Annotated in this window: 22 protein-coding genes; 4 read left to right on the forward strand and 18 right to left on the reverse strand. The window is 69.6% G+C overall.

Features of this window, described 5'->3' with window-relative positions:
* Positions 1–4: 4 nt before the first annotated feature.
* From ACFOYY_RS06245 to ACFOYY_RS06305, 13 genes are all read right to left on the reverse strand, one after another.
* The gene (locus tag ACFOYY_RS06245) at positions 5–1,576 is read right to left on the reverse strand and encodes an acyl-CoA carboxylase subunit beta (protein WP_386188554.1); all 1,572 of its coding nucleotides are present in this window, start codon (positions 1,574–1,576) and stop codon (positions 5–7) included.
* A gap of 83 nt (positions 1,577–1,659) precedes the next feature.
* Positions 1,660–2,421, reverse strand: a complete 762-nt coding sequence (locus ACFOYY_RS06250) for an SDR family oxidoreductase (protein ID WP_386188556.1) — start codon at positions 2,419–2,421, stop codon at positions 1,660–1,662.
* Between the two features lie 109 nt (positions 2,422–2,530).
* The gene (locus ACFOYY_RS06255; RefSeq protein ID WP_386188558.1) at positions 2,531–4,495 is read right to left on the reverse strand and encodes an SDR family oxidoreductase; all 1,965 of its coding nucleotides are present in this window, start codon (positions 4,493–4,495) and stop codon (positions 2,531–2,533) included.
* Between the two features lie 15 nt (positions 4,496–4,510).
* The gene (locus ACFOYY_RS06260) at positions 4,511–5,458 is read right to left on the reverse strand and encodes an aromatase/cyclase (protein ID WP_352011035.1); all 948 of its coding nucleotides are present in this window, start codon (positions 5,456–5,458) and stop codon (positions 4,511–4,513) included.
* Between the two features lie 41 nt (positions 5,459–5,499).
* Positions 5,500–6,285, reverse strand: coding sequence for a 3-oxoacyl-ACP reductase FabG (gene fabG, locus ACFOYY_RS06265; RefSeq protein ID WP_352011036.1), 786 nt, complete (start codon positions 6,283–6,285; stop codon positions 5,500–5,502).
* A 64-nt stretch (positions 6,286–6,349) separates the two neighbouring features.
* Positions 6,350–6,622, reverse strand: coding sequence for an acyl carrier protein (locus ACFOYY_RS06270; protein ID WP_386188560.1), 273 nt, complete (start codon positions 6,620–6,622; stop codon positions 6,350–6,352).
* A 65-nt stretch (positions 6,623–6,687) separates the two neighbouring features.
* A complete protein-coding gene (locus ACFOYY_RS06275) occupies positions 6,688–7,905 on the reverse strand; it encodes a ketosynthase chain-length factor (RefSeq protein WP_352011038.1) in 1,218 nt (405 codons plus the stop codon).
* Positions 7,902–9,182 carry a beta-ketoacyl-[acyl-carrier-protein] synthase family protein gene (locus ACFOYY_RS06280; protein ID WP_386188562.1) on the reverse strand — a complete coding sequence of 427 codons (1,281 nt, stop codon included), beginning with the start codon at positions 9,180–9,182 and terminating at the stop codon, positions 7,902–7,904. Before ACFOYY_RS06280 ends, ACFOYY_RS06275 begins: the two co-directional genes overlap by 4 nt.
* Entirely contained in the window at positions 9,179–9,505 is a 327-nt protein-coding gene (locus ACFOYY_RS06285) for a TcmI family type II polyketide cyclase (RefSeq protein ID WP_362777870.1), read from the reverse strand. Before ACFOYY_RS06285 ends, ACFOYY_RS06280 begins: the two co-directional genes overlap by 4 nt.
* A 65-nt stretch (positions 9,506–9,570) precedes the next feature.
* Positions 9,571–11,040: an FAD-dependent monooxygenase gene (locus ACFOYY_RS06290; protein ID WP_386188564.1), complete on the reverse strand. Its 1,470-nt coding sequence runs from the start codon at positions 11,038–11,040 to the stop codon at positions 9,571–9,573.
* 48 nt (positions 11,041–11,088) lie between these two features.
* A complete protein-coding gene (locus ACFOYY_RS06295; RefSeq protein WP_352011042.1) occupies positions 11,089–12,126 on the reverse strand; it encodes a methyltransferase in 1,038 nt (345 codons plus the stop codon).
* Positions 12,127–12,743: 617 nt separating this feature from the next.
* Positions 12,744–13,436 (reverse strand): helix-turn-helix transcriptional regulator, encoded by a 693-nt coding sequence (locus ACFOYY_RS06300; protein ID WP_362777865.1) that lies wholly within the window; start codon positions 13,434–13,436, stop codon positions 12,744–12,746.
* 439 nt (positions 13,437–13,875) lie between these two features.
* On the reverse strand, positions 13,876–15,342 hold the full coding sequence (locus ACFOYY_RS06305) for a DHA2 family efflux MFS transporter permease subunit (protein ID WP_386188567.1): 1,467 nt from the start codon (positions 15,340–15,342) through the stop codon (positions 13,876–13,878).
* A gap of 132 nt (positions 15,343–15,474) precedes the next feature.
* On the opposite strand from ACFOYY_RS06305, the gene ACFOYY_RS06310 reads away from it, so the two are divergent.
* A complete protein-coding gene (locus ACFOYY_RS06310) occupies positions 15,475–16,125 on the forward strand; it encodes a TetR/AcrR family transcriptional regulator (RefSeq protein ID WP_352011045.1) in 651 nt (216 codons plus the stop codon).
* Positions 16,126–16,331: 206 nt separating this feature from the next.
* On the opposite strand, the gene ACFOYY_RS06315 is transcribed toward ACFOYY_RS06310, so the two are convergent.
* Positions 16,332–16,592: a hypothetical protein gene (locus ACFOYY_RS06315; protein ID WP_386188569.1), complete on the reverse strand. Its 261-nt coding sequence runs from the start codon at positions 16,590–16,592 to the stop codon at positions 16,332–16,334.
* A 143-nt stretch (positions 16,593–16,735) separates the two neighbouring features.
* Here ACFOYY_RS06315 and ACFOYY_RS06320 point away from each other — a divergent pair, with 143 nt between their 5' ends.
* A complete protein-coding gene (locus ACFOYY_RS06320) occupies positions 16,736–16,993 on the forward strand; it encodes a holin (protein ID WP_352011047.1) in 258 nt (85 codons plus the stop codon).
* A 172-nt stretch (positions 16,994–17,165) separates the two neighbouring features.
* On the opposite strand, the gene ACFOYY_RS06325 is transcribed toward ACFOYY_RS06320, so the two are convergent.
* Positions 17,166–17,762, reverse strand: a complete 597-nt coding sequence (locus ACFOYY_RS06325) for a TetR/AcrR family transcriptional regulator (RefSeq protein ID WP_352011048.1) — start codon at positions 17,760–17,762, stop codon at positions 17,166–17,168.
* Positions 17,763–17,903: 141 nt separating this feature from the next.
* Here ACFOYY_RS06325 and ACFOYY_RS06330 point away from each other — a divergent pair, with 141 nt between their 5' ends.
* Both ACFOYY_RS06330 and ACFOYY_RS06335 read left to right on the forward strand, forming a co-directional pair.
* Positions 17,904–18,923, forward strand: a complete 1,020-nt coding sequence (locus ACFOYY_RS06330; protein ID WP_386188572.1) for an aldo/keto reductase — start codon at positions 17,904–17,906, stop codon at positions 18,921–18,923.
* 131 nt (positions 18,924–19,054) lie between these two features.
* On the forward strand, positions 19,055–19,360 hold the full coding sequence (locus tag ACFOYY_RS06335; protein ID WP_352011050.1) for a hypothetical protein: 306 nt from the start codon (positions 19,055–19,057) through the stop codon (positions 19,358–19,360).
* 117 nt (positions 19,361–19,477) lie between these two features.
* On the opposite strand, the gene ACFOYY_RS06340 is transcribed toward ACFOYY_RS06335, so the two are convergent.
* The 3 genes from ACFOYY_RS06340 to ACFOYY_RS06350 all read right to left on the reverse strand — a co-directional run bounded on the left by ACFOYY_RS06340 (position 19,478) and on the right by ACFOYY_RS06350 (position 24,451).
* Positions 19,478–20,611 (reverse strand): acyl-CoA dehydrogenase family protein, encoded by a 1,134-nt coding sequence (locus tag ACFOYY_RS06340; RefSeq protein WP_352011051.1) that lies wholly within the window; start codon positions 20,609–20,611, stop codon positions 19,478–19,480.
* Positions 20,601–22,520: a radical SAM protein gene (locus tag ACFOYY_RS06345; protein WP_386188574.1), complete on the reverse strand. Its 1,920-nt coding sequence runs from the start codon at positions 22,518–22,520 to the stop codon at positions 20,601–20,603. Before ACFOYY_RS06345 ends, ACFOYY_RS06340 begins: the two co-directional genes overlap by 11 nt.
* A 95-nt stretch (positions 22,521–22,615) precedes the next feature.
* Entirely contained in the window at positions 22,616–24,451 is a 1,836-nt protein-coding gene (locus ACFOYY_RS06350) for a non-ribosomal peptide synthetase (protein ID WP_352011053.1), read from the reverse strand.
* Positions 24,452–25,302: the final 851 nt, after the last annotated feature.

Raw genomic sequence — 25,302 nt, forward strand, 5'->3', positions numbered from 1 at the left:
CTCCTCACTGTGGCGGGTTGCCGTGTTTACGGCGGGGCAGGTCACGGTCCTTGGCGCGGAGCATGGCGAGCGAGCGGGCCAGCGCCGAACGCGTCTCCCGTGGATCGATGACGTCGTCGACGAGACCGCGTTCGGCTGCGTAGTAGGGATGCACCAGCTCCCTCCTGTACTCCTCGATCTTCTGCCTGCGCACCGCGTCGGGGTCGTCGGCCGCCGCGATCTCTCTCCGGAAGACCACGTTGGCGGCGGCGTCCGCCCCCATGACCGCGATCTCGTTCCCCGGCCAGGCGAACGCGACGTCCACACCGATCGACCGGGAGTCCATGACGATGTACGCCCCGCCGTACGCCTTGCGCAGCACCACGGAGACGCGCGGCACAGTCGCGTTGCAGTACGCGTACAGCAGTTTCGCGCCGTGCCTGATGATGCCCCCGTGTTCCTGCTCCACGCCGGGGAGGAAGCCCGGCACGTCGACCAGGGTGATGAGCGGAATGTTGAAGGCATCGCAGAACTGGACGAAACGTGCGCCCTTCTCCGACGCCCTGATGTCCAGCACACCGGCCGTCACCGACGGCTGGTTGGCGACGACGCCCACGACGTGGCCGTCCAGCCGGGCGAGCGAGCACACCAGGTTGGGCGCCCAGATGGCGTGCACCTCCATGTGCTCACCGTCGTCGACGATCTCCTCGATCACCTGGCGGATGTCGTAGGAGCGGTTGCCCTCCGCCGGGACCAGGTCCACCAGCGCCTCGCACACCCGGTCGGCCGGGTCTCCCCCGGCTCCGACCGGCGCCAGCTCACGGTTGTTCGAGGGCAGCAGGGACAGGAGGTAGCGCACCTCGTCCAGACAGGTCTCCTCGTCGTCGTAGACGAAATGGGCCACGCCGGAGGTGCCCCCGTGGACGTCCGCCCCGCCCAGCCCTTCGTGGGAGATCTCCTCCCCCGTGACCGTCTGGACCACGTCCGGCCCGGTGACGAACATCTGGGAGACACCGCGGACGGCGAAAACGAAGTCGGTCAGCGCGGGTGAGTACGAGGCGCCCCCGGCGCACGGCCCCAGCATCACGCTGATCTGCGGGATGACGCCCGAGGCCCGGGTGTTGCGGCTGAAGATGCCACCGTAACCGGCGAGCGCGGAGACTCCCTCCTGGATGCGTGCCCCCGCTCCGTCATTGAGCGAGACGAGCGGCGCCCCGGCCGCGACGGCCATGTCCATGATCTTGTGGATCTTCTGCGCGTGCGCCTCCCCCAGCGCTCCGCCGAAGATGCGGAAGTCATGGGCGTAGACGAAGGTCGTGCGGCCGTCGACCGTACCCCAGCCTGTCACGACGCCGTCGGTGTACGGACGTTTCGCTTCCAGCCCGAAGCCGGTGGCGCGGTGGCGCCGCAACGGTTCGACCTCCACGAAACTCCCCTTGTCGAGCAGGAGGTCGATGCGTTCACGGGCGGTCAGTTTGCCCTTGGCGTGCTGCCGTCGCGTGGCTTCGCCGTCCGGCCCTTGGCGGGCGAGCTCCCTCACCTTCCCCAGTTCCCGCAACGGGTCAGGTGCCGGAGGAGCCTGGTGTGTGGCCTTCATCGGCGTTCACTCCTTTCCTACGTCGCCGCCCAGAGCCCTGAGAAAGCCCGTGGTCCCTGGGCTCCTGGAAGAGCACGAGGCCGTCACCAGGCCAGCTCCCGGCCGGTGTCCGAGCCGTCCTCCCCCAGGAACACGGCTGTGGGGCCGTCGTCGCCGAGGGTCGCCAGGAGCACGGGAACGCGCGCGCCCTGTTCCGGCGTCAGATGTCCTCGGTGACCGTTGATGTCGGTCGCCACGAAACCCGGGGAGACGGCGTTGACGAGGATCCCCTCCCCCCGCAGTTCGTTGGCGTAGGTGACGGTGAGGGCGTTCAGCGCGGCCTTCGACGTGTTGTACTCCAGCAACGCCGGGAAGACCCCCTCGGCGAACACCCCCGTCGGGTCGTGCCGGGCGGCCGCGTGGGCGAGGGAGCCGAGGACGCTGCTGACGTTCACGATCCGAGCGGCTTGCGAGCGGCGCAGCAGCGGCAGCATCGCGTTGGTGACGGCGATGACACCGAAGACGTTCGTCTCGTACGTCCGCCGCACCTCGTCGAGGGAGACCTCGCTGGGAGCGCTCACCGAACCGCCGACGCCCGCGTTGTTCACCAGGACGTCGAGGCGGTGGGACTCCTCGTCGATGTGCTTGGCCGCCAGGAGAGCCGAGGCCTCGTCCGTGACGTCGAGGCGTACGAACCGTGCGTCCAGCCCGTCCGCGCGCAGGTCGCGCTCGGCCGTCCGGCCCCGTTCGCCGTCACGGACGCCCAGGTAGACACGCATCCCCAGCTCTCCGAGGCGGCGGGCGACGGCGTGTCCGATGCCCTTGTTCGCCCCTGTGACGAGTGCGACGCGAGGCGTGCTGGACATGTGCGACCTTCTTCCTGTCTGGCTTCCTGTCTGGCTTCCTGTCTGGCTTCCTGTCTCGATGCCGGAGACTCCGACGGGCCGGTCTCCCGGCCGGGAGACCGCAGGGCGCTCATCGGAGCAGGGTTCCGCCGCTGACGTCGAGGAACGCGCCGGTGATCCATCGCGCCTCGTCGGTGGCGAGGAAGGTCACCACGTCGGCGACGTCACCGGCCTCGCCCACCCGGTTGAAAACCGACAGACCGGCCATCTGCTCCACCGCCTCGGGAACGTCGAAGATCGGCCCGCCGTTGTCGGTGATGCCGGGCGCCACGGTGTTCACCGTGATCCCGCGCGGACCCAGATGCTTCGCGAAGTGCAGCGTGACCTGTTCGAGGGCGCCCTTGGTCATCGCGTAGGCGACCTGGCCGGGGTTGGCGAACCGGGTGAGCCCGGAGGAGATGTTGATGACACGGCCTCCGGACGGCATGTTGGTCAGCACACGCTGCACGATGAGGAACGGGGCCTTGGCGTTCACCTCGAAGTACCGGTCGAGCTGCTCCTGTGTGACGTCCTCAGGGGAGAAGCCGTCCATGCCGGTGACCGCGGCGTTGTTCACGAGGATGTCGAGCGTGGCCTCTCCCGTGCGTTCCTTCAGCCCCTGTTCCAGGCCGGTGAAGAGGGTGTGCACGGCGCCGGGGGTGCCCAGTTCCGCGCGGACCGTGAAAGCCCGGCCTCCCTCCTTCTCGATCGTGGTGACGGTCTCCAGCGCCGCCTGTTCGTTGACGGCGTAGTGCACGGCGACCAGCGCCCCCTCGCGGGCGAGCCGTACCGCTATGGCCCGGCCGATGCCCCGGCTTGACCCGGTGACAAGCGCCGTCTTGCCGGCGAGCCTGTTCATGATGGAACTCCCGTGTGTCGAGAAAGGGTGGGTGATGTCACGCTCCGCCGTACGGGACTCCGCCCGGTCGTCCAGGCCGCTGATCATCCGGGCCAGATGACGGCGGACGACTCCCATCCGCAGCAGCCGGCCGAAGACCTCCCGCATGCCGTCCACCTCAGGCCCGCCGAACAACAGGAGGGCCTGGGCCTGGATGTTGGCCAGCGTCCGGGCGCCGACCGGGTGGCGCTCGCGGTGGTAGCCGTCCAGTACGCCGTCGTCGGCCCGGCCGGTGACGCACGCGGCCAGCCTCGGTCCCAGGTCGGCCGCGTCCTGCAGGCCGAGGTTCAGCGCCTGACCACCGACGGGCATCTGGATGTGGGCGGCGTCACCGGCCAGCAGGACACGTTCCCTTCGGTACCGGGTGACCTGTCGGCAGGTGTCGTCGAAGCCGTTCAGCCAGACCGGTGTGCCTCCCGCGAGGTCCTCACCCGTCACCCGTTCCCAGGCCGTCCTGACGTCCGCGAAATCCGTTTCCCTTGGGTGGGGGCGCGGGACGCGGGTGCGGTCGTGGACCATGAGGCGAGTGGTCCCGTCGGCGCGGCGGTACGCCGTGGCGGTGCCGTACGGGAAGCGCTGGAGGCGGCGGGCGGGGATGTCCACTCCCAGCACATCGGCTCGCAGCATCTCCCGGGTGGCGTCCCGCCCGGCCGTCTCGAAGCCCGCCAGCTCGCGTACGGTGCTCCGCTCCCCGTCGCATCCCACGACGTATCCGGCGGTGTGACCGTGTGTTCTCCCGTCGGCGTCGACGGAGACGACCTGCACCCGGTCCCGCCACTGGGTCAGCGCGGTGACCGTGTGCCCACGGCGCACCTCGGCCCCCAGGCCCACGGCCCACTCCTGCAGGACCGGCTCAAGCCGGCTCTGCAGGCACTCCCACTGACCCGCGTGGGGGTTCTCCGGGTCCGCCTCCCTCAGGTCGAGCGGGATCCCGCCGAAGTGGCCGCGCCCCGCGTCCGGCACGGCGCCCAGCCTGTGGAGGATGCCGCGCTCGGCGAAGATCTCCATGGTCCGCGCGTGGAGTATCGACGCCCGGGATTCGAGGGTCGGCTCGCTCAGCCGCTCCAGTACGACCACCCGGGCGCCGCCCGCGCTCAGGTCGCCGGCGAGCATCAGCCCGACCGGGCCCGCGCCTACGACGATGACGTCCGCGTCCACTGGGCACACCGGCGTTCAGCGCCGTGCTTCGGCGAACTCTTTGGCGTGCCGGAGCGTGGCCCTGCTGTTGGCTCCGAGAGCCTCCCGCAGGAACGCGCGCGCCTCGGGAACGCCCGCGTCCGGCCCCAGGACCGCGGCGATCTTTTCGGTGTTGACCATCACCGTGTGCCGTGAGGTCACGACGGTGGTCCCGTCGTCGTCCTCGGCGAAATCCCAGTAGCCGGTGTGCAGCGTCATCAGGGCCGGAAGCGTGGTCTGTTTGTAGGCGATCCCGCGATGAGGGAAACAGATCCTGATCGACTCGGTGGTGTGCGTGGAGCCGTCCTTCGCGACGGTGTCCATACGCAGGGTCTGGATGCCCGGTGTGTCCTCCGTCAGCCGTACGGCGGACACGTGCGGCAGTCGTTCGGTCCACAGCCGGGCCTCGTTGATGAAGTCGTAGGCGTCCTTGGCCGAGCCGTTGATCCGGACGCCGTCCTCGAACGAGAGCGTGAGTTCGGCGGACCGGGCGGCGAGCTCCAGGTTCTCCCGCAGGGCGGGCAGCTCCGCCCTGCTGTTGCGGTCCACCGCCTCGTCGATCCACCTCAGCCCCTCGGGGTCGTCGTCGACGGCCCGGTAGGCGTGCAGCAGACGGACCTCGCACCCCCCGTCGCCGCGCGGCTCGATGATCCAGGTGCCGCTCATCTCGGCGACGGGTGGGGCCGAGACCTCCTGCCAGAAGGTGATGCGGAGCCTGTCCGGCTCAAGCCTGCGGCGTGACGTCCAGTTCTTGACCTCGCCGTTTGCCGTGGCCCAGATTCGGATGCGCTCTTCGTCGCGGTTCTTCTCCACGTAGTCCACGTACACCGACGGCGGGAAGAGTCTGGGCCAGTTCTCCACCTCCGCGAGAAGGCGGTATGCCTCCGCGGCGGGGGCGGAGACGGTGATGGTGTGCTCGACCTCGCGGGACACGCTCTCGGTCATGTTCCTCTCCTTGGTCGCCATGGGGCGCGGTGCCGCCGTGATCAGAAGTTGCCCAGGCCGCCGCAGACGTTGAGCGCCTGGGAGGTGATCGAGGCCGCGGCGTCGGAGACCAGGTAGCCGACCAGACCGGCGACCTCCTCCGGGGTCGAGTAGCGTCCCAGCGGGATCTTGGCGGTGAACTTCGCCAGGATCTCCTCCTCGCTGGTCTTGTACGCGGCGGCGTATCCCTGACGGACCCGCTGGGCCATCGGGGTCTCCACGTAGCCGGGGCACACGGCGTTCACGGTGATGCCGGTCGGCGCGAGCTCGTTGCCCAGGGCCTTGGTGAAACCGACGACGCCGTGCTTCGAGGCGGAGTACGGCGCCCCCAGCACGACGCCCTGCTTGCCGGCGGTCGAGGCTATGTTGACGATGCGGCCCCTGGCCTTGTCCCGCATCCCGCCGGTCGTGAGCACTTCCCGCGTCACGCGGAAGACACTGTTGAGGTTGGTGTCGATCACGTCGTGCCACAGCCCGTCGTCGATCTCGGCGGTGATCCCGCCCCCGCTGCGGCCCGCGTTGTTCACCAGGACGTCGACGGTCCCGAAGCGGTCGACGGCGGCCCGGACCAGGTCGCGGACGTCGTCCGTCGACCGTACGTCGGCCGCCCTGCCGTCCACCTCGAACCCCTCGTTCCTGAGGTCCTTGACCGTCCGCAAGACGGCCTCCTCAGTGCGCGCGCACAGGAACACACGGCAGCCCGTACCGGCCAGCAGGCGGGCGACGGCCAGGCCGATGCCGCTGGTGGCGCCGGTCACGATCGCGGTCTTGGGTGCGTCTTGCGTCATGGCTTCTCTCCTGGGAGTGGGTCGGAGACGCGCGGCGCACGGATCTGGCCGCGGTGCGAGCCGGTCATCGGGTACGACCGGTCGGGAGTTGCTCGTTGACCAGGTCGATCAGCGCGCGAGGGGTACGGACCTCACCGAGGGCCTCGTCATCGAGCCTGATCCCGTATTCGCGCTCTATCCGGCTGCCCGTCTCCAGCAGCGCGATGGACTCGTATCCCAGTTCGTCGAACCGCCTGTCGAGAATGTCGTTGTCGAGATCGACGGCCTCGTCGGCTCCCGCTCCTTCACGCAGGATCCGCCTGAGGTCGTCGACACCGAAGGGGCTTGCGGTCGGCATGACTGTCCTTTCTTCGCAACGTTGTGCGGGTCTGAGGGCCGTTCGCCGGAGTCGGTTCGCCGGGCTCACGGCCCGAACGCGCGCACGACCAGCGCGGAGTTGAATCCGCCGTAACCGCGGGCGAGCACCAGCGCGGTGCGCACGGGCGCCTCCCGGGGGACGTCTCTCACCAGGTCGATGTCGTAGCGGTCGGAGAGCGAAGTGTTGACGGTCGGCGGTATCACGCCGTCCCGGACGCTGAGGAACGCGGCGGCCACGTCCAGCGGCGCGGCACCGGAGTAGAGCCGTCCCGTCATGGTCTTGGGAGCCGTCACGGGTACGGCCCGCGGGCCGAAGACCTCGCTGACCGCCTCGGCCTCGATCCGGTCCAGGTCGGGTATCGCCGCGGCGTCGGCGAAGACCACGTCGACCTCGCCGGGTGTGGCCCCCGCGTCGGCCAGTGCCGACTCGATCGCCCGCCTCGTTCCGGGCGGACGCCCGCTGGAGGGCGGCGGGTCGAAGGTGGCGGCGTAGCCGGCGATCTCACCGTAGATCCGCGCGCCCCTGGAGCGGGCGTGGTCCGCGTTCTCCAGAACGAGCAGTGCGCCGCCCTCTCCGGGAACGTGACCGGCGGCGTCGTCGTCGAAGGGCAGGTAGGCCCGCGTCGGCTCCTCACCGCCGCTCAGCCGGCGGCTCGCCAGCTGGGCCACCCAACCCCAGGGACAGACCGAGGCGTCGACCGCGCCGGACACGACCAGGGGTGTGCCCCGGCGAATCTGCCTGCGGGCCTGGGCCATCGCGTCCAGCCCTCCGGCCTGGTCGCTGACGACGACGCCGCTCGGTCCGCGCATGCCGTTCCTGATCGAGATCTGACCGCTGTTGACGGCGTAGAACCAGGCGAAGGACTGGTAAGCGCTCACATACCGGCCTCCCTTGCTCCACAACGCCCTCAGCTCGTTCTGACCGAACTCGAAGCCGCCGGAGTGACTGGCCGTGATCACTCCCATGTCGTACTCGGGCAACGTGCCCGGGACGATCCCGGCATCGGCCAGGGCCCAGTCGGCACTCGCCAGCGCGAGCTGGGTCATGCGGTCCGTCTGCGGCAGCAACCTGTTGGGCAGGTGATCGGCCGCGGAGAACCCCTTGATCTCCCCGGCCAGCCGTACCGGATAGGACGAGGCGTCGAAACGGGTGACGGGGCCGATGCCGCTGACGCGCGCCAGGGTGGCCGACCAGTACGCCCGCGCGCCCAGCCCGTTGGGCGCCGCGACGCCGAGCCCCGTCACGACCGTGGCGGTGCTCATCGCCGGGCCCTGTCCGGACGGGCGAGCACCACCGCGCTCTGGAAGCCCCCGAAACCGCTGCCCACGGACAGTACGGCGTCGATCCGCCGTTCACGCGCGGTGAGCGGGACGTAGTCCAGATCGCACTCCGGATCCGGAGTGCGCAGATTGGCCGTGGGCGGCACGACGTGATGCTCCATCGCCAGGGCGCAGGCGGCGAGTTCTATGGAGCCGACCGCGCCGAGTGAGTGGCCGATCATCGACTTGATGGAGCTGATCGGCACCCGATACGCCGCCTCGCCCAGGCTGCGTTTGAAGGCCGCCGTCTCGTGGCGGTCGTTCTGCTTGGTCCCCGAGCCGTGCGCGTTGACGTAGTCGACGTCCTCGGGGACGAGCCGGGCCTCGTCGAGGGAGACCCGTATCGCCTCCGCCATCTCCCTGCCGTCGGGACGCAGCCCGGTCATGTGGAAGGCGTTCGAGCGGGTCGCGTACCCGGCGATCTCCGCGTAGACATGCGCGCCACGCCGCCGGGCGCGTTCCCACTCCTCCAGCACGAGGACGGCACAGCCCTCTCCCAGGACGAAGCCGTTGCGGCTGCCGTCGAAGGGCCGGGAGGCGTGCTCGGGGTCGTCGTTACGCGGGGTCGTCGCCTTGATCGCGTCGAAGCAGGCCGCGGTGATCGGCGAGATCGGCGCGTCCGTGGCGCCCGCGATCATGACGTCCGCGGCCCCCTCCCTGATCACCTCGGCCGCGTATCCGACCGCGTCCAGGCCCGAGGTGCACCCGGTCGAGACCACCGTCACGGGCCCCTCCGCGCCCACGGTCCACGCGACCTCGGCGGCGAAGGAGCTGGGAACCATGTGGTTGTACAGGTGTGGTACGGCGTAGCGGTGGTCGACCAGTTCCAGCCGTCCGCCATCGCTCACGACGCGATACTCCTGGTCCAGGCTCATCGTGGCGCCCACCGCGCTGCCGATGGTCACTCCCATGCGGTGCGGCGCGGGAAGGCGGTCCTCCAGGCCGCTGTCGGTCACCGCCTCACGTGCGGTGACCACCGCGAACTGGGCCGCGCGGTCCATGCGTCTCGTCTGCTGGGGACCGAGTCCCAGCGCCTCGGCGTCGAAGTCCACCTCGGCCGCGACCTGGGAACGGAAAGGTGTGGGGTCGAAGAGGGAGATGCGACGGGTGGCCGTCCGCCCGTCGGTGAGCAACTGCCAGAAGGGTTTGACCCCTGGACCACCGGGGGCGGTGACACCGATTCCGGTGATCACGACCCGTCGTCCCTCCTCACCGCTCACTCGCCGCTCCAGTGGTAGAAGCGGCCCGCCATCGCGTCGGCGGGCGAACGCCAGGTCGCGGGGTCGTACGCCTCGATGAACGGCTTCAGGTCCTCGCTGATCTGGATGAAGCGCGGATCGGTCCTGAAGGACTGGATGTGCGAGGCGCCGTTCTCGTTCTCGAAGTCCTGCAGGTGGAAGTACAGCCCGCGGTACGAGAAGAGTTCCCTGCGCCGGGTTCCCATCAGGTGGGGGACCTCTGTGCTGTCGAAGGCGGAGAAGATCTCCGAGACACTTGCCGCGGATCCTGGGTCCATCCGTGCGACGATCAAGGTGCTGTACATCTCTTCCCCTTCACACTCGTGTCTGAACAGTCCGGTCCGGTCATGTGCACAGGTGTGGCGCGGTGTCAGCGGGCGGGGCCGAACCACCGTTCCAGGGCCATGGTCAGGTCGTGGTGGCTGCCGGGAGCCGCCCAGGCGACATGGCCGTCAGGGCGCAGCAACACCGCCGAGGTGCCCTCGACCGGACCGCCCGCCTCGATGTCCCGCGGCGTGGCGAGGACGACGTCGATCCGGTCCGTCCATCCGGCCGCGCGTCGCCGCAGCCACGGGACGTCCTCCAGGTCGATCAGCACGCCTCGGCCGCTGCGGAGCAGCCGGGTGCTCGTCGTCTCCTCCGTTCCGCGTGTCAGTTCCAGGCGCGGCAGGCGCGCGCCGAGAAGCGGGTTGTCACCGCCTCCGACGTCGTAGCGGATGTCGAGCTGGCTCGCCAGCGCGGCGAAATGACGGCCGACCTCCTCGTACCGGACCAGGTCCGTGAGAATGTCGCGCAGCGACCGCACCTCGTCGTCGCCCAGGATGAGCAGGCTCTGCGCGCGGGTGTTGGCGAGCAGACGGCGTCCCACCTCGTGCCGTTCGCCGTGGTAGGTGTCCAACAGCGAGGCGGGGGCGCTTCCGCGCAGCACGGCGGCGAGTTTCCAGCCGAGGTTCACCGCGTCCTGGACACCGGTGTTCATCCCCTGGCCGCCCGCGGGCAGATGGACGTGAGCCGAGTCACCGGCCAGCAGCACCCTGCCTCGGCGGTACTCGGTGACCTGCCGGCTGGCGTCGCCGAAGGCGCTCACCCACACGGGTTCGGCGTGGGAGATGTCGATGCCGGTGAGCCGTTTCCACGTGTCCGCCACCTCCGCGAAGGCGGGCGGCTCCGTACGGCGTCGCGGCGGCGCCCCGCGCTCGCTCACGATGATCCGGTGTACTCCCTCCTCCAGCCTGGCCACCATGACCATCCCGCCGGTGATCCGGTGCGCGACCATCCGCGGTTCCAGGTCGACGCCCCGGATGTCCGCGAGGAACAGCTCGGTCGTGGCCGGGGTGCCGGGGAAGTCGAATCCGGCGGCCTTGCGCACCTGACTGTGCCCACCGTCACAGCCGACCAGATATGAGGCCGTCAGTGTGTGGTCCCCGCCGGGGCCGCGCAGCCGGACCTCGACACGGTCTCCGCCGTCGGTCAGCGAGACGAGCTCGTGGCCGCGGCGGACGTCCACGCCGAGTTCACGGACCCAGGTCTCCAGCACCGTCTCGGTGAGCGACTGTGACACCGTCCTCGCGGCCCGTACGTCACGCCCGAGAACCCGGAAATCCACTGGAATGCCGCCGAAGTGGCCCTCGCTGCTGGTCTCGACGTCCCCGAAACGCCGCAGCAGGCCGCGTTGGTCGAACACCTCCATGGTGCGAGGGCTGAGACCGACGCCACGGGACTCTCCCGTGCGTCGCGCATGCCGTTCCACGAGCGTCACGTCCGTCCCGGCCAGGCGTAGTTCACCGGCGAGCATGAGTCCGGTCGGCCCCGCTCCGACGACCACGACCGGTGTGTCCATTCGCTCCTCCTGTCCAGCGGCGCGGCCCATGTCTCGGCCTCGCACCTCTCAGCGCTCCTTGTGGCCGACCACCAGGACGTCGTCGGGGGTGTCCTCGGGGCCGACCGTCTCCGGGCGGAACCCCGCCTCCTTGAGCCAGGCATGACACTCGCCGACTGTGTACTCGCCGCCGCCGCGGGACCAGACCAGCATGCTGAGGCTCGCCAGGGTCGCGTAGAGCGGCGGCGTGCCGTTGCCGACCATGGGGTCGTAGACGATGACCGCGCCCCCCGGGTGGACCGCCTCGTAGGCCTTGCGCAGCAGGTCGAGGCGGGCTTCCACACCCCAGTTGTGCAGCACGTGCCCGAAGATGAGCACGTCGGCCCGGGGCAACGGGTCGGTGAAGAAGTCACCGCCGTGGAAGGAGACCGCCTCCTGCCCGCCGAGCTCGCGCATGTACGCGGAGAAGGCGGGCTCCAGCTGCGGCAGGTCGAAGACGGTTCCTCTCAACCGGGGGTGCGCGCTCACCAGGTGGTGTGCGAGGTTGCCTCGGGCGCCGCCGACGTCGACGAAGGAGCCGTACCCGCTCCAGTCCAGCTCCCCCATCCGCCGTGAGAGAGGGGTGTTGAACATGTCCATGCTCTCCAGGAAGAAGTTCGTCACCTCCCCGTCCTCGTACAGGGTGTCGTAGGGGTTTCCCTCAAGGGCGGCGCGGTTCTGGGGAGCTCCGGTGCGCAACGCCTCCGCGAGCCCGTCCCAGGCGGGGTTCAGCTCGCGGTCGCAGAAAAGCACGTAACCGCCGACGTACTCGGGGCGCCCCCGCACGAGATACCGGTCGGCGACCGCGGAGTTCCGGAACCTTCCTTCGTCCGTGGTCTCAAGCAGCCCCAGCCCCGCCAGCGCCAAGAGGAAGCCACCGGCTCCGGGCATGCGGTATCCGAGCCGACCGCACAACTCCTCCGCGGTGGCGGAGGAGCCCGACAGAGCGCCGAAGAGGTCGGAGTTCACCGCCGTGATGAGAATCCTCGCCTGCCAGTAACCGGCCAGCATCCCCATGACATGGTCAACAGCCGGTTCTCCGGGAGCCGGGACACGCTGATCACCCATATGAGCGCCCTTCTCGGGATCTGTTGGTCCGGTGTTCCGCCGCGCGCGGTCTGGTGTTCCGGTTACACGGTGGTTCGGTGTTCCGCCACGCGGCCGAAGGGCCGGATCTCGGTTCCCCCCGAGGATCGCAGCGCCCGACCAAGAAACGACCAAGGCTCGTTCAACGCCGCGCTCAGGCGGATGCCCGGCCGGGCGGGGACTCCGAGACGTCCCGGTCCGGCCGACGCGGCCACCACGTGGCCCACGGCCCCGTCATCCCCGAACGATCACCGCCCGCTTAAAAGCCGGGGCCCGCCGTACGGCCGGAGCGCCGGGCAGCCCGTCCGCCGTCACCTCGCGCGACGCGGCGTCATATTCGCGAGGTGGGGTGACGCCCTGGAATTCCCGCGAAGACCCGAGGGGTTTTCTCGCCGTTTCGGCACGCCGGCGGCGGGCACGCCCCTGCCGGGAGGGGCCGATCGGCGGCTCGCGTGGAGAACAGAACGCGTGACGGGATGAATACCGTCCGAGAAAGGATTCCGGCGTTCGACGTCCCTATTCGGAAGGGCCGGACGAACCGCGCCGGGAATGCGGTCGGCGAACGCCGGATTCTCCGCAGGAACACGTTATGGAGTGGTTCAGGCGGTGAACTCCTCCGGTTCCCGCGACGCCGTGCGGTGCACCAACCCCTCCCGCAGGCTCCTCGCCACGGCCAGCGTGCGGTTCGGGGTGTTGAGCTTGGCCAGAATGCTGGTGACGAGGCGTTTCACACTGTGCTGTGAGAGATGCAGCCGACTGGCTATCTGCTTGTTGCTCAGTCCGTCGACGAGCAGGGACAGCACCTCCTGCTCCCTGGGAGTCAGGTGGACCGGGGCACGGTCGCGGTCGACCCGATAGGGCTCACCCGCCCGCCGCAGAAGTTTCATGGTCAGCTCGTAGGGCATCGGGACCTCGCCCGCGGACACGCGCTCCAGCGCGTCCGCGAGGGACTCGACGCCCAGGTCGTGCTCCGACAGGAACCCGTGCGCGGGCACCGCGGCGATGCGCGAGACGCGTTCGTCGGAAACCCGGTCGAGCAACAGCAACGTCTTGCTGTGCTCCGGGAGCCGGGCGATGAAGGCGACCAGGGATTCGTCCAGATCTTCGACCGGGATGATAAAGATGTCCGTCTCGGATTCGGCGACAGAGGCGAGTTCCGCTCCCCCCTCATAACTTGTGAATGATTCCACGAGCGGTATCCGCTGCAGCAGCTGTTCGAGCCCCAGGCGGCGGAACTCGTTCCTGCTGGCCAGCGTGACGGTCACCTTACAGGCCTTCGACGTCTTTGCCATCGTTTTTCTTCCCCCAGGACACCACGGCGATAAGCCTCCAATATCCAACCACCGTCTCATTGAACGCAACTATGTATCGCATGCCATGACGATATGGCGGCCCTCCGCGGCTAGCTCATCCGGCCGGTTCCTTTCCGGCAGGCCGGGATCCGCGGAGAGGAAAACCGAATTCGCAGGCGTACGGCCGGGGCCCGATCGACGAAGAAATCAGGCCGGCACCATCCGGAATGGTTCGCGATATCTCCGCGACCGATACGAGGTCATCGGCCGTTCCGATCCACCGTGAGTTATGGATCTCAGGTCCGATTCTCCGGAATCAGCGGCGGGAAAGCCGGACCTGAGATCCTCGACGCCGCCGGTTCGATCCGGCCATGGACCGGTCGGCGTCGGCACGGGAGGCGCGGGAGGCCGGTCACCCCGGGGTGAGGCGGCCGGGCGCCTATCCGTCGGCGTGGACTCCCTCGGTCCGCAGGCTCGCCCGGCCGCCGCCGCTTGACACGGGCTGGGGGCGTCCCGGCAGAAGCGGGGTGGCGACCAGGATGACCAGGGCGACGCCGACCATGAACCAGTACGCGTTGTGGAATCCGCCGGCCGACTCCCCGACGCCTGTCCTGCCGACGCCCGCGGTCGCCAGGACGAGAGCGACGACCGCCACGCCGAGCGCTCCGCCGAACTGGTTGAGGTTGTACAGCACCGAGCTTCCCTGCGGGACCTTCTCCGGCGGCAGCGTCCGGTACAACGCCCCCATCGTCGGCGCGCCCACGGCGCCCAGACCCAATCCGACCGCGAAACCGGCCAGCCCCGACCACACCTCGCCGACGTCTCCGTTGATGCGGGTAAGGGCGAACGCGGCCAGCCCCGCGAGGAGGGCACCGCCCCGGACGAGGTTCCTGGCCCCCAGCCGGTCACTGAGACGGCCGGTCAGGGGCATGGCGAGGGCGGACCCCAGACCCAGGGGCGCCACCAGTAACCCGGCCGCGCGGGCGCCGTGGTCGTGGACCATCTGGTAGTAGAGCGGCAGCGCGAAGAGGCCGGCGTAGGTGGCGACGCCGACGAGTCCCTGGACCAGGACGCTCGCGGCGAAGGCGCGGCTGGCGAACAGCCGGACGTCGATCAACGGTGCGACACGCCGTACCCGAAGCGCGTGCGCCACGTAGCCGGCCAGGAACACGACACCGAGAACCAGTGGGACCAGCACGGGCAGGGTGTCGAAGCGGGCCTGTTCACCGGCTCGTGTCAGGCCGAACACCGTCGCCGCCAGGCCGGGCGCCATCAGCACGAGGCCCATGGCGTCGAGAGGCGAGGCGGAACGGCTCTCGGTCGGCGGGTCGGCCGGGATCACCCGGATCGCGAGCGCCAGGGCGACAATCCCGATCGGCAGGTTGATGAAGAACATCCAGCGCCAGCTCACGGCGTCGAGCACGACCCCGCCGAGGACGGGACCGAGAACCGGGCCGAGGGACAGCACCACTCCCATCATGCCCATGACGCGTCCCGCCCGGCTCGGCCCCGCCGCCCGCGCCAGGATCACCAGCACCAGGGGGTCGACTATGCCCGCGCCCAATCCCTGGACGACCCGGAAGCCGGTCAGGCTCGGCACATTCCACGCGACCGCGGAGGCCAGCGAGCCGACCAGGAACACCGACAGGCCGAACAACCACAGTCGCCTGACGCCGAACCGGCCGACCGCCCAGCCGGTGACCGGAATGGTGACGGTGAGCGCGAGAAGGTAGGCCGTCGAGGACCAGCTGATCGAGCTCAGCGACGTGTGAAACTCTCTCCCGAGCGTCTCGGCCGCGACGGTGACCATCGTGCTGTCAAGGATCCCCATGATCCCGCCGAGCAGGACCACACCGATCAGCCGCAGCAGCTTGGGGTCCAGACGGTCGTCCACTAGTTGAGTCATCTCAACCTCGTTGAGGGCCGATGGCGAACATGGAATTGAACTACCTGGTTCAAGTTAGCGAACCAGGCGATCCACTTCAACTGATCGGTTCAGAAAAATGAACCGTCGGGTACAGAGAGGTACGATGCTCACGTGAACGGAGCCACGACCTCGTCTGAGCCGAGGCCGAACGTTCGGCGCGGACGCGTCGACAAACGACAGGCGATCCTCGCGGCCGCGTTCCGGGTCTTCGCCCGCACGGGTTACGACCAGTCCTGCGTGCGGGAGATCGCGGCCGAGGCCGGCGTGGCCAAGCCGACCATCTACAACCACCTGCTCGACAAAGAGGCGTTGTTCCACGAGGCGATGCGAGCCGCGGCCCATGACACGTTCGCCGAGGCGTTGACGGCGCTCGACCAGCTCCGCGCCCCGGAAGCCGACACGTACGCGATGCTGGAAAAGGTCGGTCACCACCTGCTCCGGTGCCACTGCGACGAGCGGTCCTGGGCGCTTCGCCGGCTCCTGCACGCCGAGGTCACCCGGTTCCCCTCCCTCGTGGAGGCCATCCACCAGGAGGGGGAACAGCGCGTTCGTCACGCCCTGGCCGACCGGCTGGCGCGACTCGCCCTCACCGGCCGCCTGCGCACGGACGACCCGGACATGGCCGCCGAGCAGTTCCTCGCGCTGCTGACGGGCCCGATGGAGGTACGTTCCGGGCTGGGCACCAGGCAGGTTCCGGACACCGAGACGCACGCCGTGGTGCGCGCCGCCGTCGAGACGTTCCTGCGCGCCTACGGCACCTGACGGGCGACCGTCCGTTCCACGCGTCCTCACCCTTCCGCAGAACCGTACGGTTTCCCGGCCTCCGCACTCCCCACGACGCGTTCCCCACGGCGCTTCCACACGACCCGGGCCGTGGCCGGAAGGCCGGGGACACGGCGACGCCCCGCCGTCCCGCGGTGGAGTCACCACAGGACGGCGGGGCGTCGCCGACATGCTTGGCGCGGCCGTCAGCCCCTGGTCTCGACGTTGCCGCCGATCATGGAGGCGGGCGGGCACCAGGTGCAGGAGGAGGCGGTGGTGGGCACCCACGCGCCGAAGTTCTTCAGGACGGTCTGACCGTCCCGGTAGAGGCAGACGGCCCTGTGCTCACCGGTGCCACCCGAGCAGTAGGTCGTGACCGCGCCGCTGTAGGGGTAGGTCGGCCGGCATCCGACGGGCGCCGCGGACGCGGGGGCGACGGCTGCCAGGGTCCCGGCGCCCAGCGCCACTGCGAGTACGGCCGCTTACGCACGGGTGGAGTGATGACTTCCTCACTGTGACGGTAAGTGTTCACAAAACTACAAATAGTTACGGTCATGGAAGTATCCACCCTCCAGAGCGCCCCGACCCCGGCGCAGATGAGGAGATCACAATGACGACACGACGGCTCCTGACCGGGACGTACTGGGCGGACACGGTCGAGCGGATGATCAGGGCGGCGGCCTCCAGCGCCCTGGCCGCGCTGAGCGCCAGGCAGGCCGGACTGTTCGACGTCGCCTGGCCCGCGGTGGTCTCGGTGGCGGGCATGGCGGCGGTGGTCAGCATGCTGACCTCGGTCGCCGCCGGCACGACCGGCGATCCGCAGACCGCCGGGTTCACCACCGGCGCCCGAAAGGGCGCGAGGCCGTAACCGTCAACGCTCCGCCCGACATCCACTCACGACGTCCCCCGTTCGTCACGACCGAGAGACGAAGGGCCGCGGTGGAAGCCGGAACCATGAGGCTCGCCCTCCTCACCGCTTCCACCGTCAGAGCCCTCGGGGCGGCCCCTGGGCGAACCTGTCGGTCCTCACCCGTGGGGATTCACGACCCGTCGGCATTCCTCAGGCCCGCCACGAGGAGTTCGACCAGGCGGCGCGCGTCGTAGCGAGGATCGCCGCCCGCGCCGATACAGAGGTTCCCGATGCCGCGCATGAGCTCGTAGGCCTGGATGCCCGATCGGATCTCACCGGCGTCGGCCGCGGCGTCGAGCAGCCGGCCGCATACGGGCACGAGACGGTCGATGAAGTAGGCGTGCAGCGTGTCGAAGCCGGGGTTGTCCGGCTGCAGCACGGCCGCGAGACCGTGTTTGGTGACCAGGAAGTCGACGAAGAGGCCGATCCATCGCTCCAGCGCCGCGTACGGCGTCGCTCCCGAGGCCAGCAGGGCCGGTCCGGCCTCGGCGCACGCCTCGACCTGGTGGCGGTAGACGGCGATGATGAGGTCCGCCCGCGTCGGGAAGTGGCGGTAGATCGTGGCCGTCCCGACGCCCGCCTTGGCCGCGATGTCACGTACCGGCGCCTCGACGCCCGAGGTGACGAAGATCGCGGCGGCCGCGTCGAGCAGGGCCTCCTTGTTGCGCTGGGCGTCCGCCCGCTTGGGGCGGGCCGTACTCCCCGCGTTCTCGTCGCTGTTCTTCACCGCGCCGTTCCCTCCGCCGTCGAGCTTGCTAAACGGGACAACGTTCCATATCGTTAATCGGGACATCGTCCCGTTTATTCATGATGGCAGAACGGGCCCCCGTGTCCAAGCTCCCCCACCTTTGACGGAAGGAACACGGCCATGCAGTACCGCACCTTGGGCCGCACCGGTGTGCAGGTCAGCTCCCTCGCACTCGGCGCGATGAACTTCGGCCAGATCGGCCGCACCACCCAGGAGGAGGTCACCGCCATCGTCGACGCCGCCCTCGACGGCGGGATCAACGTCATCGACACCGCCGACATGTACAGCGCGGGCGAGTCGGAGGAGATGGTCGGCAAGGCCGTCGCCGGGCGCCGCGACGACATCGTGCTGGCCACGAAGGCGGCCATGCCGATGGGTGAGGAGCGCAACCACCGGGGAGGCTCGCGCCGCTGGCTGGTCACCGCGCTGGACGACAGTCTGCGCCGCCTCGGCGTCGATCACGTCGACCTCTACCAGATCCACCGCTGGGACCCGAGCGCCGACGACGAGGAGACGTTGTCGGCCCTGACCGACCTGCGACGCGCGGGGAAGATCCGTTATTTCGGCTCCTCGACCTTCCCCGCGTACCGCATCGTGCAGGCTCAGTGGGCCGCCCGCGAGAACCATCTGGGGCGTTACGTCACCGAACAGCCCAGTTACTCAATCCTGCAGCGCGGTGTCGAGACCCACGTGCTGCCCGTGGCCGAGCAGTACGGACTCGGTGTGCTGGCGTGGAGTCCACTGGCCTCCGGCTGGCTTTCGGGAGCGGTCCGTGAGGGCCGGGAGATCACCACCAGCCGCTCGACGTTCATGCCACAGCGTTTCGACACCGCGATCCCCGCCAACCGCGCCAGGCTCGACGCCGTCGAGCGACTGGCCAAGGTCGCCGACGAGGCGGGACTGACCATGATCCAGCTCGCGCTCGGGTTCGTGACCGCGCACCCCGCCGTGACCTGCGCGCTCATCGGCCCCCGCACTTTGGATCACCTGCGCTCGCAGCTCGACGCCGCGGACACGGTGCTCTCCGCCGACGTCCTCGACGCGATCGACGCGATCGTCGCCCCCGGTGTCGATCTGGCCCCGCACGAGAAGTTCGACACCCCGCCCGCCCTGCTCGACCCGTCGCTGCGTCGCCGCTGAGCCTCCGGGTCCGTCGACACTCTCGGTGATCAAACGAGAAGGTCCAAAAGCCTGACGGTGTGGTGAGGGTGTTCCTTGGGCGGATGGGTGGATAGTTGGACAATCATCCTTTTTCAGAAAGGACACCCCCCATGTCCCTGATCAAGCGTCTCACCATCACCGCAGCCGCTGCGGCCCTCGCCGGGCCGCTGCTGATGGTTCCGGCCGCGCACGCCGCCGGAACCTACACCTGCGACAGCGGGACCTTCTTCGAGCGGGGCCCCGCCGGAGGCACCCCCATCTGGCACGTCTGGGGCAATCCGTGCACGGGCTCCGGTGATGGAGGAGCAAGCGTGATCACCATCTCGTCCGGCTCAAGCGCCGGCACCTACGAGTGCGACCGGGCGAACCTGCTCACCAGCACCTGGGTCTCCGGAAGCGGCTGCGTCAAGCTGTGACCTCCTGAAGACCCACCCACCCGGAGCCGGAGCTGGAAAACCCCAGGTCCGCACCGGCTCCGGTTCGCCGCCGGACCCGCTGGAAACCACCCGATCCGCTTGGAGCCGTCGAACCGGTCACAGGAGGGACTGGCCGATCAGTTCCTTCATGATCTCGGTGGTTCCGCCGTAGATGGTCTGGACCCGGGTGTCCACGAACGCACGGGCCACCGGGAACTCCCGCATCACGCCGTAACCCCCGTGGAGCTGGACACACCGGTCGACCACACGTTGGCACAGCTCGGTGTTCCACCACTTGGCCATGGCGGCCTCCTCCGAGGTGAGACGTCCGGCGTCGTGTTCGGCCACGCAGCGGTCGGTGAAGGCGCGGGCGACCGTGAGCGCGGTCCTCAGCTCGGCGAGCAGGAAACGGTTGTACTGGTGACGTCCGATCGGCCGTCCGAAGACCTCGCGTCTGCCGCAGTAGGTCAGGGTCTCCTCGAAGAGCCGTTCGGCGGTGGCCAATGCCGAGACGGCGAGCATCACCCGTTCCTGCCGAAGGGTCCTGATCAGGTACGCGAAGGCGCGGTCCTCACGACCGAGCAGGTTCTCCACCGGGATCTCCACGTCCGAGAGGAAGAGCTCGACGGTGTCGAGCGCGCGCATCCCGATCTTGTCGAGCGTCCTGCCCCTGGTCACCCCGACCCTGGTCGGCTCGACCACGAAGACACCGGCGTCGGAGGGCCGTTCCCCGGTGCGGGCGACGACCAGCACGAGGTCGGCCGTGGCCCCGTTCGAGACGAAGGTCTTCTGCCCGCTGAGCACGTAACGGTCGCCGTCCCGCACCGCCCTGGTCCGGATGCGCCGCAGGTCACTGCCCGCGTCCGGTTCACTGATGGCGACGGCCGTGACCAGCTCACCCGAGCAGAAGCCGGGCAGCCAGCGCAGTCGCTGCTCCGGAGTGGTGTGCGTGCGCAGGTAGAGGCCGCAGATCTCGTTGTGCAGGGAGAGCGCCGGGGCGTGGGCTCCGGCGCGGGCGAACTCCTCTCCCAGCACCGCGTGGTAGCGGTAGTCGGCGACGCCCGCCCCGCCGTACTCCGGGTCGACGTCGAGGCCGAGCAGGCCGTGTTCGCCCGCGCGCAGCCACACGGCCCGGTCCGCGGCACCGTGTTCCTCCCACCGTTCCAGGTTCGGGGTGACCTCCCTGGCGACGAAGGTCCGCACGAGGTCGCGGAACTCCTCGTGCTCCCGGGTGAAGAGGTCACGACGCATCGAGAACCCGATCCCGTACGGCCGCCGCCCGCCAGGAGGGCAGGATGTCGCGCAGCCGGTTCATCATCGCCTGGCAGTAGGCGGCGTTGTGCTCCAGACTGCGGTGACGCGGATAGGGCATCTTCCTGCGGCCTCGATGGTCGACGACGTACCTCCCGGGGTCCGTGGCGCCCTCGACGAAACCCGCTTCGGCGAGTGCCCCCACGGCGGCCTCCGGCAGGTCGACCACGAGCCGGTAGCGGTCCCTGTCCACGATCCTCACCTGCGAGAGCGGCACCGCGGGCGCGGAGACGGCCTCCCGGTACACGTACGGCCTGGCCACCAGGTCGAGTTCGAAGACGGCGCGCAGCCTGGGATCGGCCAGCCAGCCCTGTTCGCCGAGGAAGTCCCCAAGCAGGGTGTCCATCTCCGCCCGGTGGGAGTGCAGCACCATGTGCAGGACCTTGCCGATGTTGTTGAGGTCGTAGTTGCCCAGCCCGCGCACCGACTCGGCGAAGAACGCGCAGATCTCCGTGTCGGTGCGGCGGCGGTAGTGGTCGGCGGCGCGGACGAGGAAGTCCTCGTAGGAGCAGACGCCGCTCCGGTCGAGTTCCCTGGCGACGTGGAAGGCGGCGCGGGCGTTGTAGAGGCTGATGACCGCGTAGTAGAACCAGGCCCCGGCCTGGAAGTCCTCGCGGGTCACCCACTTGGTGGCCACGACCACGTCCGCCTCGGCCACGGGGTCGTCGACCCGTACGGTCTCGATGCCCAGCGCCTCCCGCGTGCCGTACATGGGGGTGTTGCGCAGCAGCAGTTGCGGGTAGGCGACGACGGCGTCGGCCCCGGTTCTGCACACCTTGGCGATGCCCGCCTGGAAGGACTTCAGGGTCTCACCGGGCAGCGGCCAGATCAGCTCGGTGTAGGAACTGATCTGCTTCTCGTGCAGCTTGAGCTGCAGCTCCACATAGGTGGACTCCTTGATGTTGGCGCGCTGCACGATCTCAAGCGTCTGCGGACTCAGCGTCTGCAGCGAGACCGGCTGGCTGGTCAGCAGGCCGCCCTCCACGAGGATCTCGGTGATCTCGGTGACCCGGTCGGGACGGTTCTTCGCCGCCTGGATGGCGATCATCATCGGGTAGCCGGTGCGCCGTTTGCCCTCGACCAGGTGCCGGGTCAGCTCGACGTCGCGGGGCAGCGCCCCCCAGTTGGCGTCGGCGAGGAAGACGCTCTCGACGCCGTGCTCGCTGATCCAGGTGAGGTCGGCCTTGACCCGCTCCAGGTCCCAGCGGTGGACCTTGTCGTTGGTCGCGGCGCCCCAGTAACAGTAGGAGCAGCTGTAGGGGCAGCCCCGGTTGGTCTCCACGACCGCGAAGGTGTACTCCCCGCCGTCGAACAGGCCCATGGCGAACGGCGAGGGGATCTCGTCCAGGTCCGTGATCCGGGCGGGCTTGTCGGTGGTCAGCAGCTCCCCCCGTACCCAGAAGCTCATCCCCGGCACCCGGGTGAAGTCCGGTACGGCCGCGGCCTCACGGGCGGTGAGCAGTTCGGTGAGCAGCGCGTGGAAGGGCCGTTCCCCCTCGGCGTTGCACACCAGCACGTTCTCCAGCTCCGGCGGCACGTACTCGGCGGCGTGGTTCATCACCTGCGGGCCGCCCAGGACGAAGCAGGCGTCGGGGCGGTGCCGTACGAGTTCGTCGAGCACCTCCTTGATCCGGCGCATGTTCCACAGGTAGCAGCTCATCGCGTACACGTCGGCGTCCTGCGCGAGCAGCGCCGTGACCAGTTCGGCGACCGGCGTCCGCGCCGTGGGGGCGTGCACGAGGAACTCGCAGCCGGCCGCGACGGCGGGGTCCCGCAGGGCGTAGGCCTGCAGGTAGCCCGAGGCCAGGGGCAGCGTGTTGGTGTAGAGCGGCAGTTCGAGCAGGCTCACCCGCAGCGGCCTCGGCAGTGACCCAGACGGTGACTCCGACAGCGGTTCAGGCAGCGGTTCAGGCAGGGGGCTCGTCGAAAAGCTCGTCAGGGGGCTCATCTGTCCTCACCCGCCGTCGCGTCGACCGCCGCCGCCAGTTCGTGCAGCACCTCGTGCTCGAAGACGTCCTCGGCGCCGAGCCTGATGCCGCGTTCCCTGGCCCGTGACGCCAGCCGCATCGCGCTGAGCGAGTCGCCCCCGAGGTCGAAGAAGCTGTCCTGCCGCCCGACCTCGTCGAGGTCGAGCACGTCGCACCAGATCTCGGCGAGCACCCGCTCCGCCTCGGTCAGGAAGCCGGTCTCACCTGCGACGCGGGCCGGGAGGGGGCGCCTGGCCAGGGCGTCGCGGTCGAGCTTCCCGTGCGGTGTCAGGGGCAGCCGTTCGACCGTGACGATCGTCTGCGGCACCATGTGGGCGGGCAGCAGAGCGGCCAGACCCTCCCCCGGGTCCTCCGTGAGGCCGTCGGACACGACGTAACCCACCAGCCGGTCGCCCCGCTCGTGCAGGACCACGGCCGCCTCGCGGACCCCGGGCAGGCGGGTCAGCGCCGTCTCGACCTCCCCGAGTTCGATCCGGAAGCCGCGCAGTTTCACCTGGTCGTCGGCCCTGCCGACGAAGACGAGCGCGCCGCCGGGCAGCTCGCGGACCAGGTCTCCGGTGGCGTACGCGCGCCCGCCCGGGGTGAACGGGTCGGCGGGGAAGCGCTCCTCGGTCAGTTCGGGTCTTCGCAGGTAGCCGAGCGCGACCCCGGCCCCCGCGACGTACAGCTCGCCGACCGTGCCCGGCGGCACCGGGCGCCGCTCGGCGTCCAGGACATGGGTCCGCAGGCCGGGCAACGGCCTGCCGATCGGCGGGTCCTGGCCTCCGACCACGTCGGCGGGGTCGAGTTCGGCCCAGGTGGCGACCACCGTCGTCTCCGTCGGCCCGTAGAGGTTGTACACGGCGAACGGCAGGCCGAACGGCGGGTGGCGGCGCAGCCTCTCCCCGCCCAGGAGCAGGACACGGGGCGCGTGGCCGTACAGGTCCCAGGGCTGGTCGAACATCTCGACGGCCAGCACCGTGGTCAGGAAGCACACGGTGATCCGTTCCCGGGCGAGCCACTCGGCGAAGTCGGCCGGGGAGTCCGGCAGCCGCCCCTCGACCAGGCGCAACGTCGCGCCCCACGCCAGGCAGGGCCACACCTCAAGCGCCCAGGCGTCGAACGAGGGGCGGGCGAACTGGGTGATCCGGTCCTCGGGGCCCACGCCGAACGCCTGGCCGTACCAGGAGACCAGGTTGGAAAGCCCGCCGTGCGCCACCATGACGCCCTTCGGCGTGCCCGAGGAACCGGAGGTGTAGGTGACGTAGCAGACGTCGCCGGGCGTCACCTCCGGGAGCGGGCCCGCCCCAAGGGACAGGCCGGCCGCCGGGGACGGGCCTCTCTCCGGGGACGGGCTCACCGGCGGGAGGGGGCTCGCCTCCGGGGGCAGGCTCACCGGCGCGTCGGCGGCGAGCAGTTCCTCAACGGCCAGCACCTTGGCCGGTCCCCCGCCGAGCCGCCCGGCCGTGGCCGCGCGGGTGACGACGAGAGGGGCTCCGGAGTCGGCGACGATCGCGCCGAGCCTGGCGTCCGGTTCGTCCACGTCGACGCCCACGTAGGCGCCCCCGGCGAACAGCACCGCGAGGGCGGCGACGACCAGCTCCGCGGAGCGTTCGACGACCAGGGGGACCAGCGTGCCCCGCTCGACGCCGTGGGAACGCAGCACGCTCGCCATCCGGCCCGCCCGTTCGACCAGCTCGCCGTAGGTCAGCTCGGTACCGGCGGACACGATCGCCGGGTGGTCAGGACGCGCCCGCGCCCAGCGCGCGACAAGAGCGGGAACCGCGGCACCGACCGTCATCGGTTCGTTCATCGTTCCGCCTCCGAGGCATACGAAAAGAAAGGGCGTGACTCACGTGGAAATGGCTCCGCCGAACCGACGCCTTTTGTTTCCACCGTTTGTTCGGGATTTCCAAAAAACGCCGCGCGGCACCCGCCGCACGGCCGCATCGGCGCAGGCGGAGTACGACCGGCCGCTCTGCGATGTCCCTTTCCTCGTGCGGAGGCGGCCGGGTCCGAGCGCGGGATACTTCGTCAACCGGCTCGAATCATATGCACCGGGCAATTCCGGGAGAAGGGCCTCAGAAAACTGAGCATTCTACGATAAAAGGCCAGCGAAGGGAGGGGTGTGTCTGGATGATCGGGCCTTCACCCAGGGGTCCGTCACGGCCCGGATCCGCCGGGGAGCCCCGGGTCCTCCGCCCCGTGGAGGGGCCCCCGGGCGGTGTGACGGTCGCGACGAACAGGTACCGCTCGGGAGCGAACGGACTCAGCGGCGCCCTGGGACGGGGCCGTACTCGTCGCGTACCGCCGTTTCCGGACCCGTGCACCGCGAAGCCTGGGGAGCCCCGGGAGTCCGGCGATTCGGCGGGGACCGAAAGAGTTGCCCGGCGATCTCCGGCGCCACGAAGGTTGGGCAGGGAACCGTATCGGCCGGAGGGCCGGAAGAGAAATCGCTGCGGCAACGGATTCAGAACGTCCTTCCCGTGGGCGGTCGCCTGTGGAAGAGGACGGCGGCCGGAAAACCCACGGCCCCGGGGAGACGGTTCCTGATAAAGACGGCCTTGTTTCGCGAGAAACACCGCCGCGACGGTCAGGAAGGGGGTGATCGGCCATGGGTGAGTCTCCGATGATTACCATCTCCACCAGGATGGAGTAGTCCTC

The sequence above is a fragment of the Streptosporangium jomthongense genome (genome assembly GCF_042650425.1).
Lineage (GTDB): Bacteria > Actinomycetota > Actinomycetes > Streptosporangiales > Streptosporangiaceae > Streptosporangium.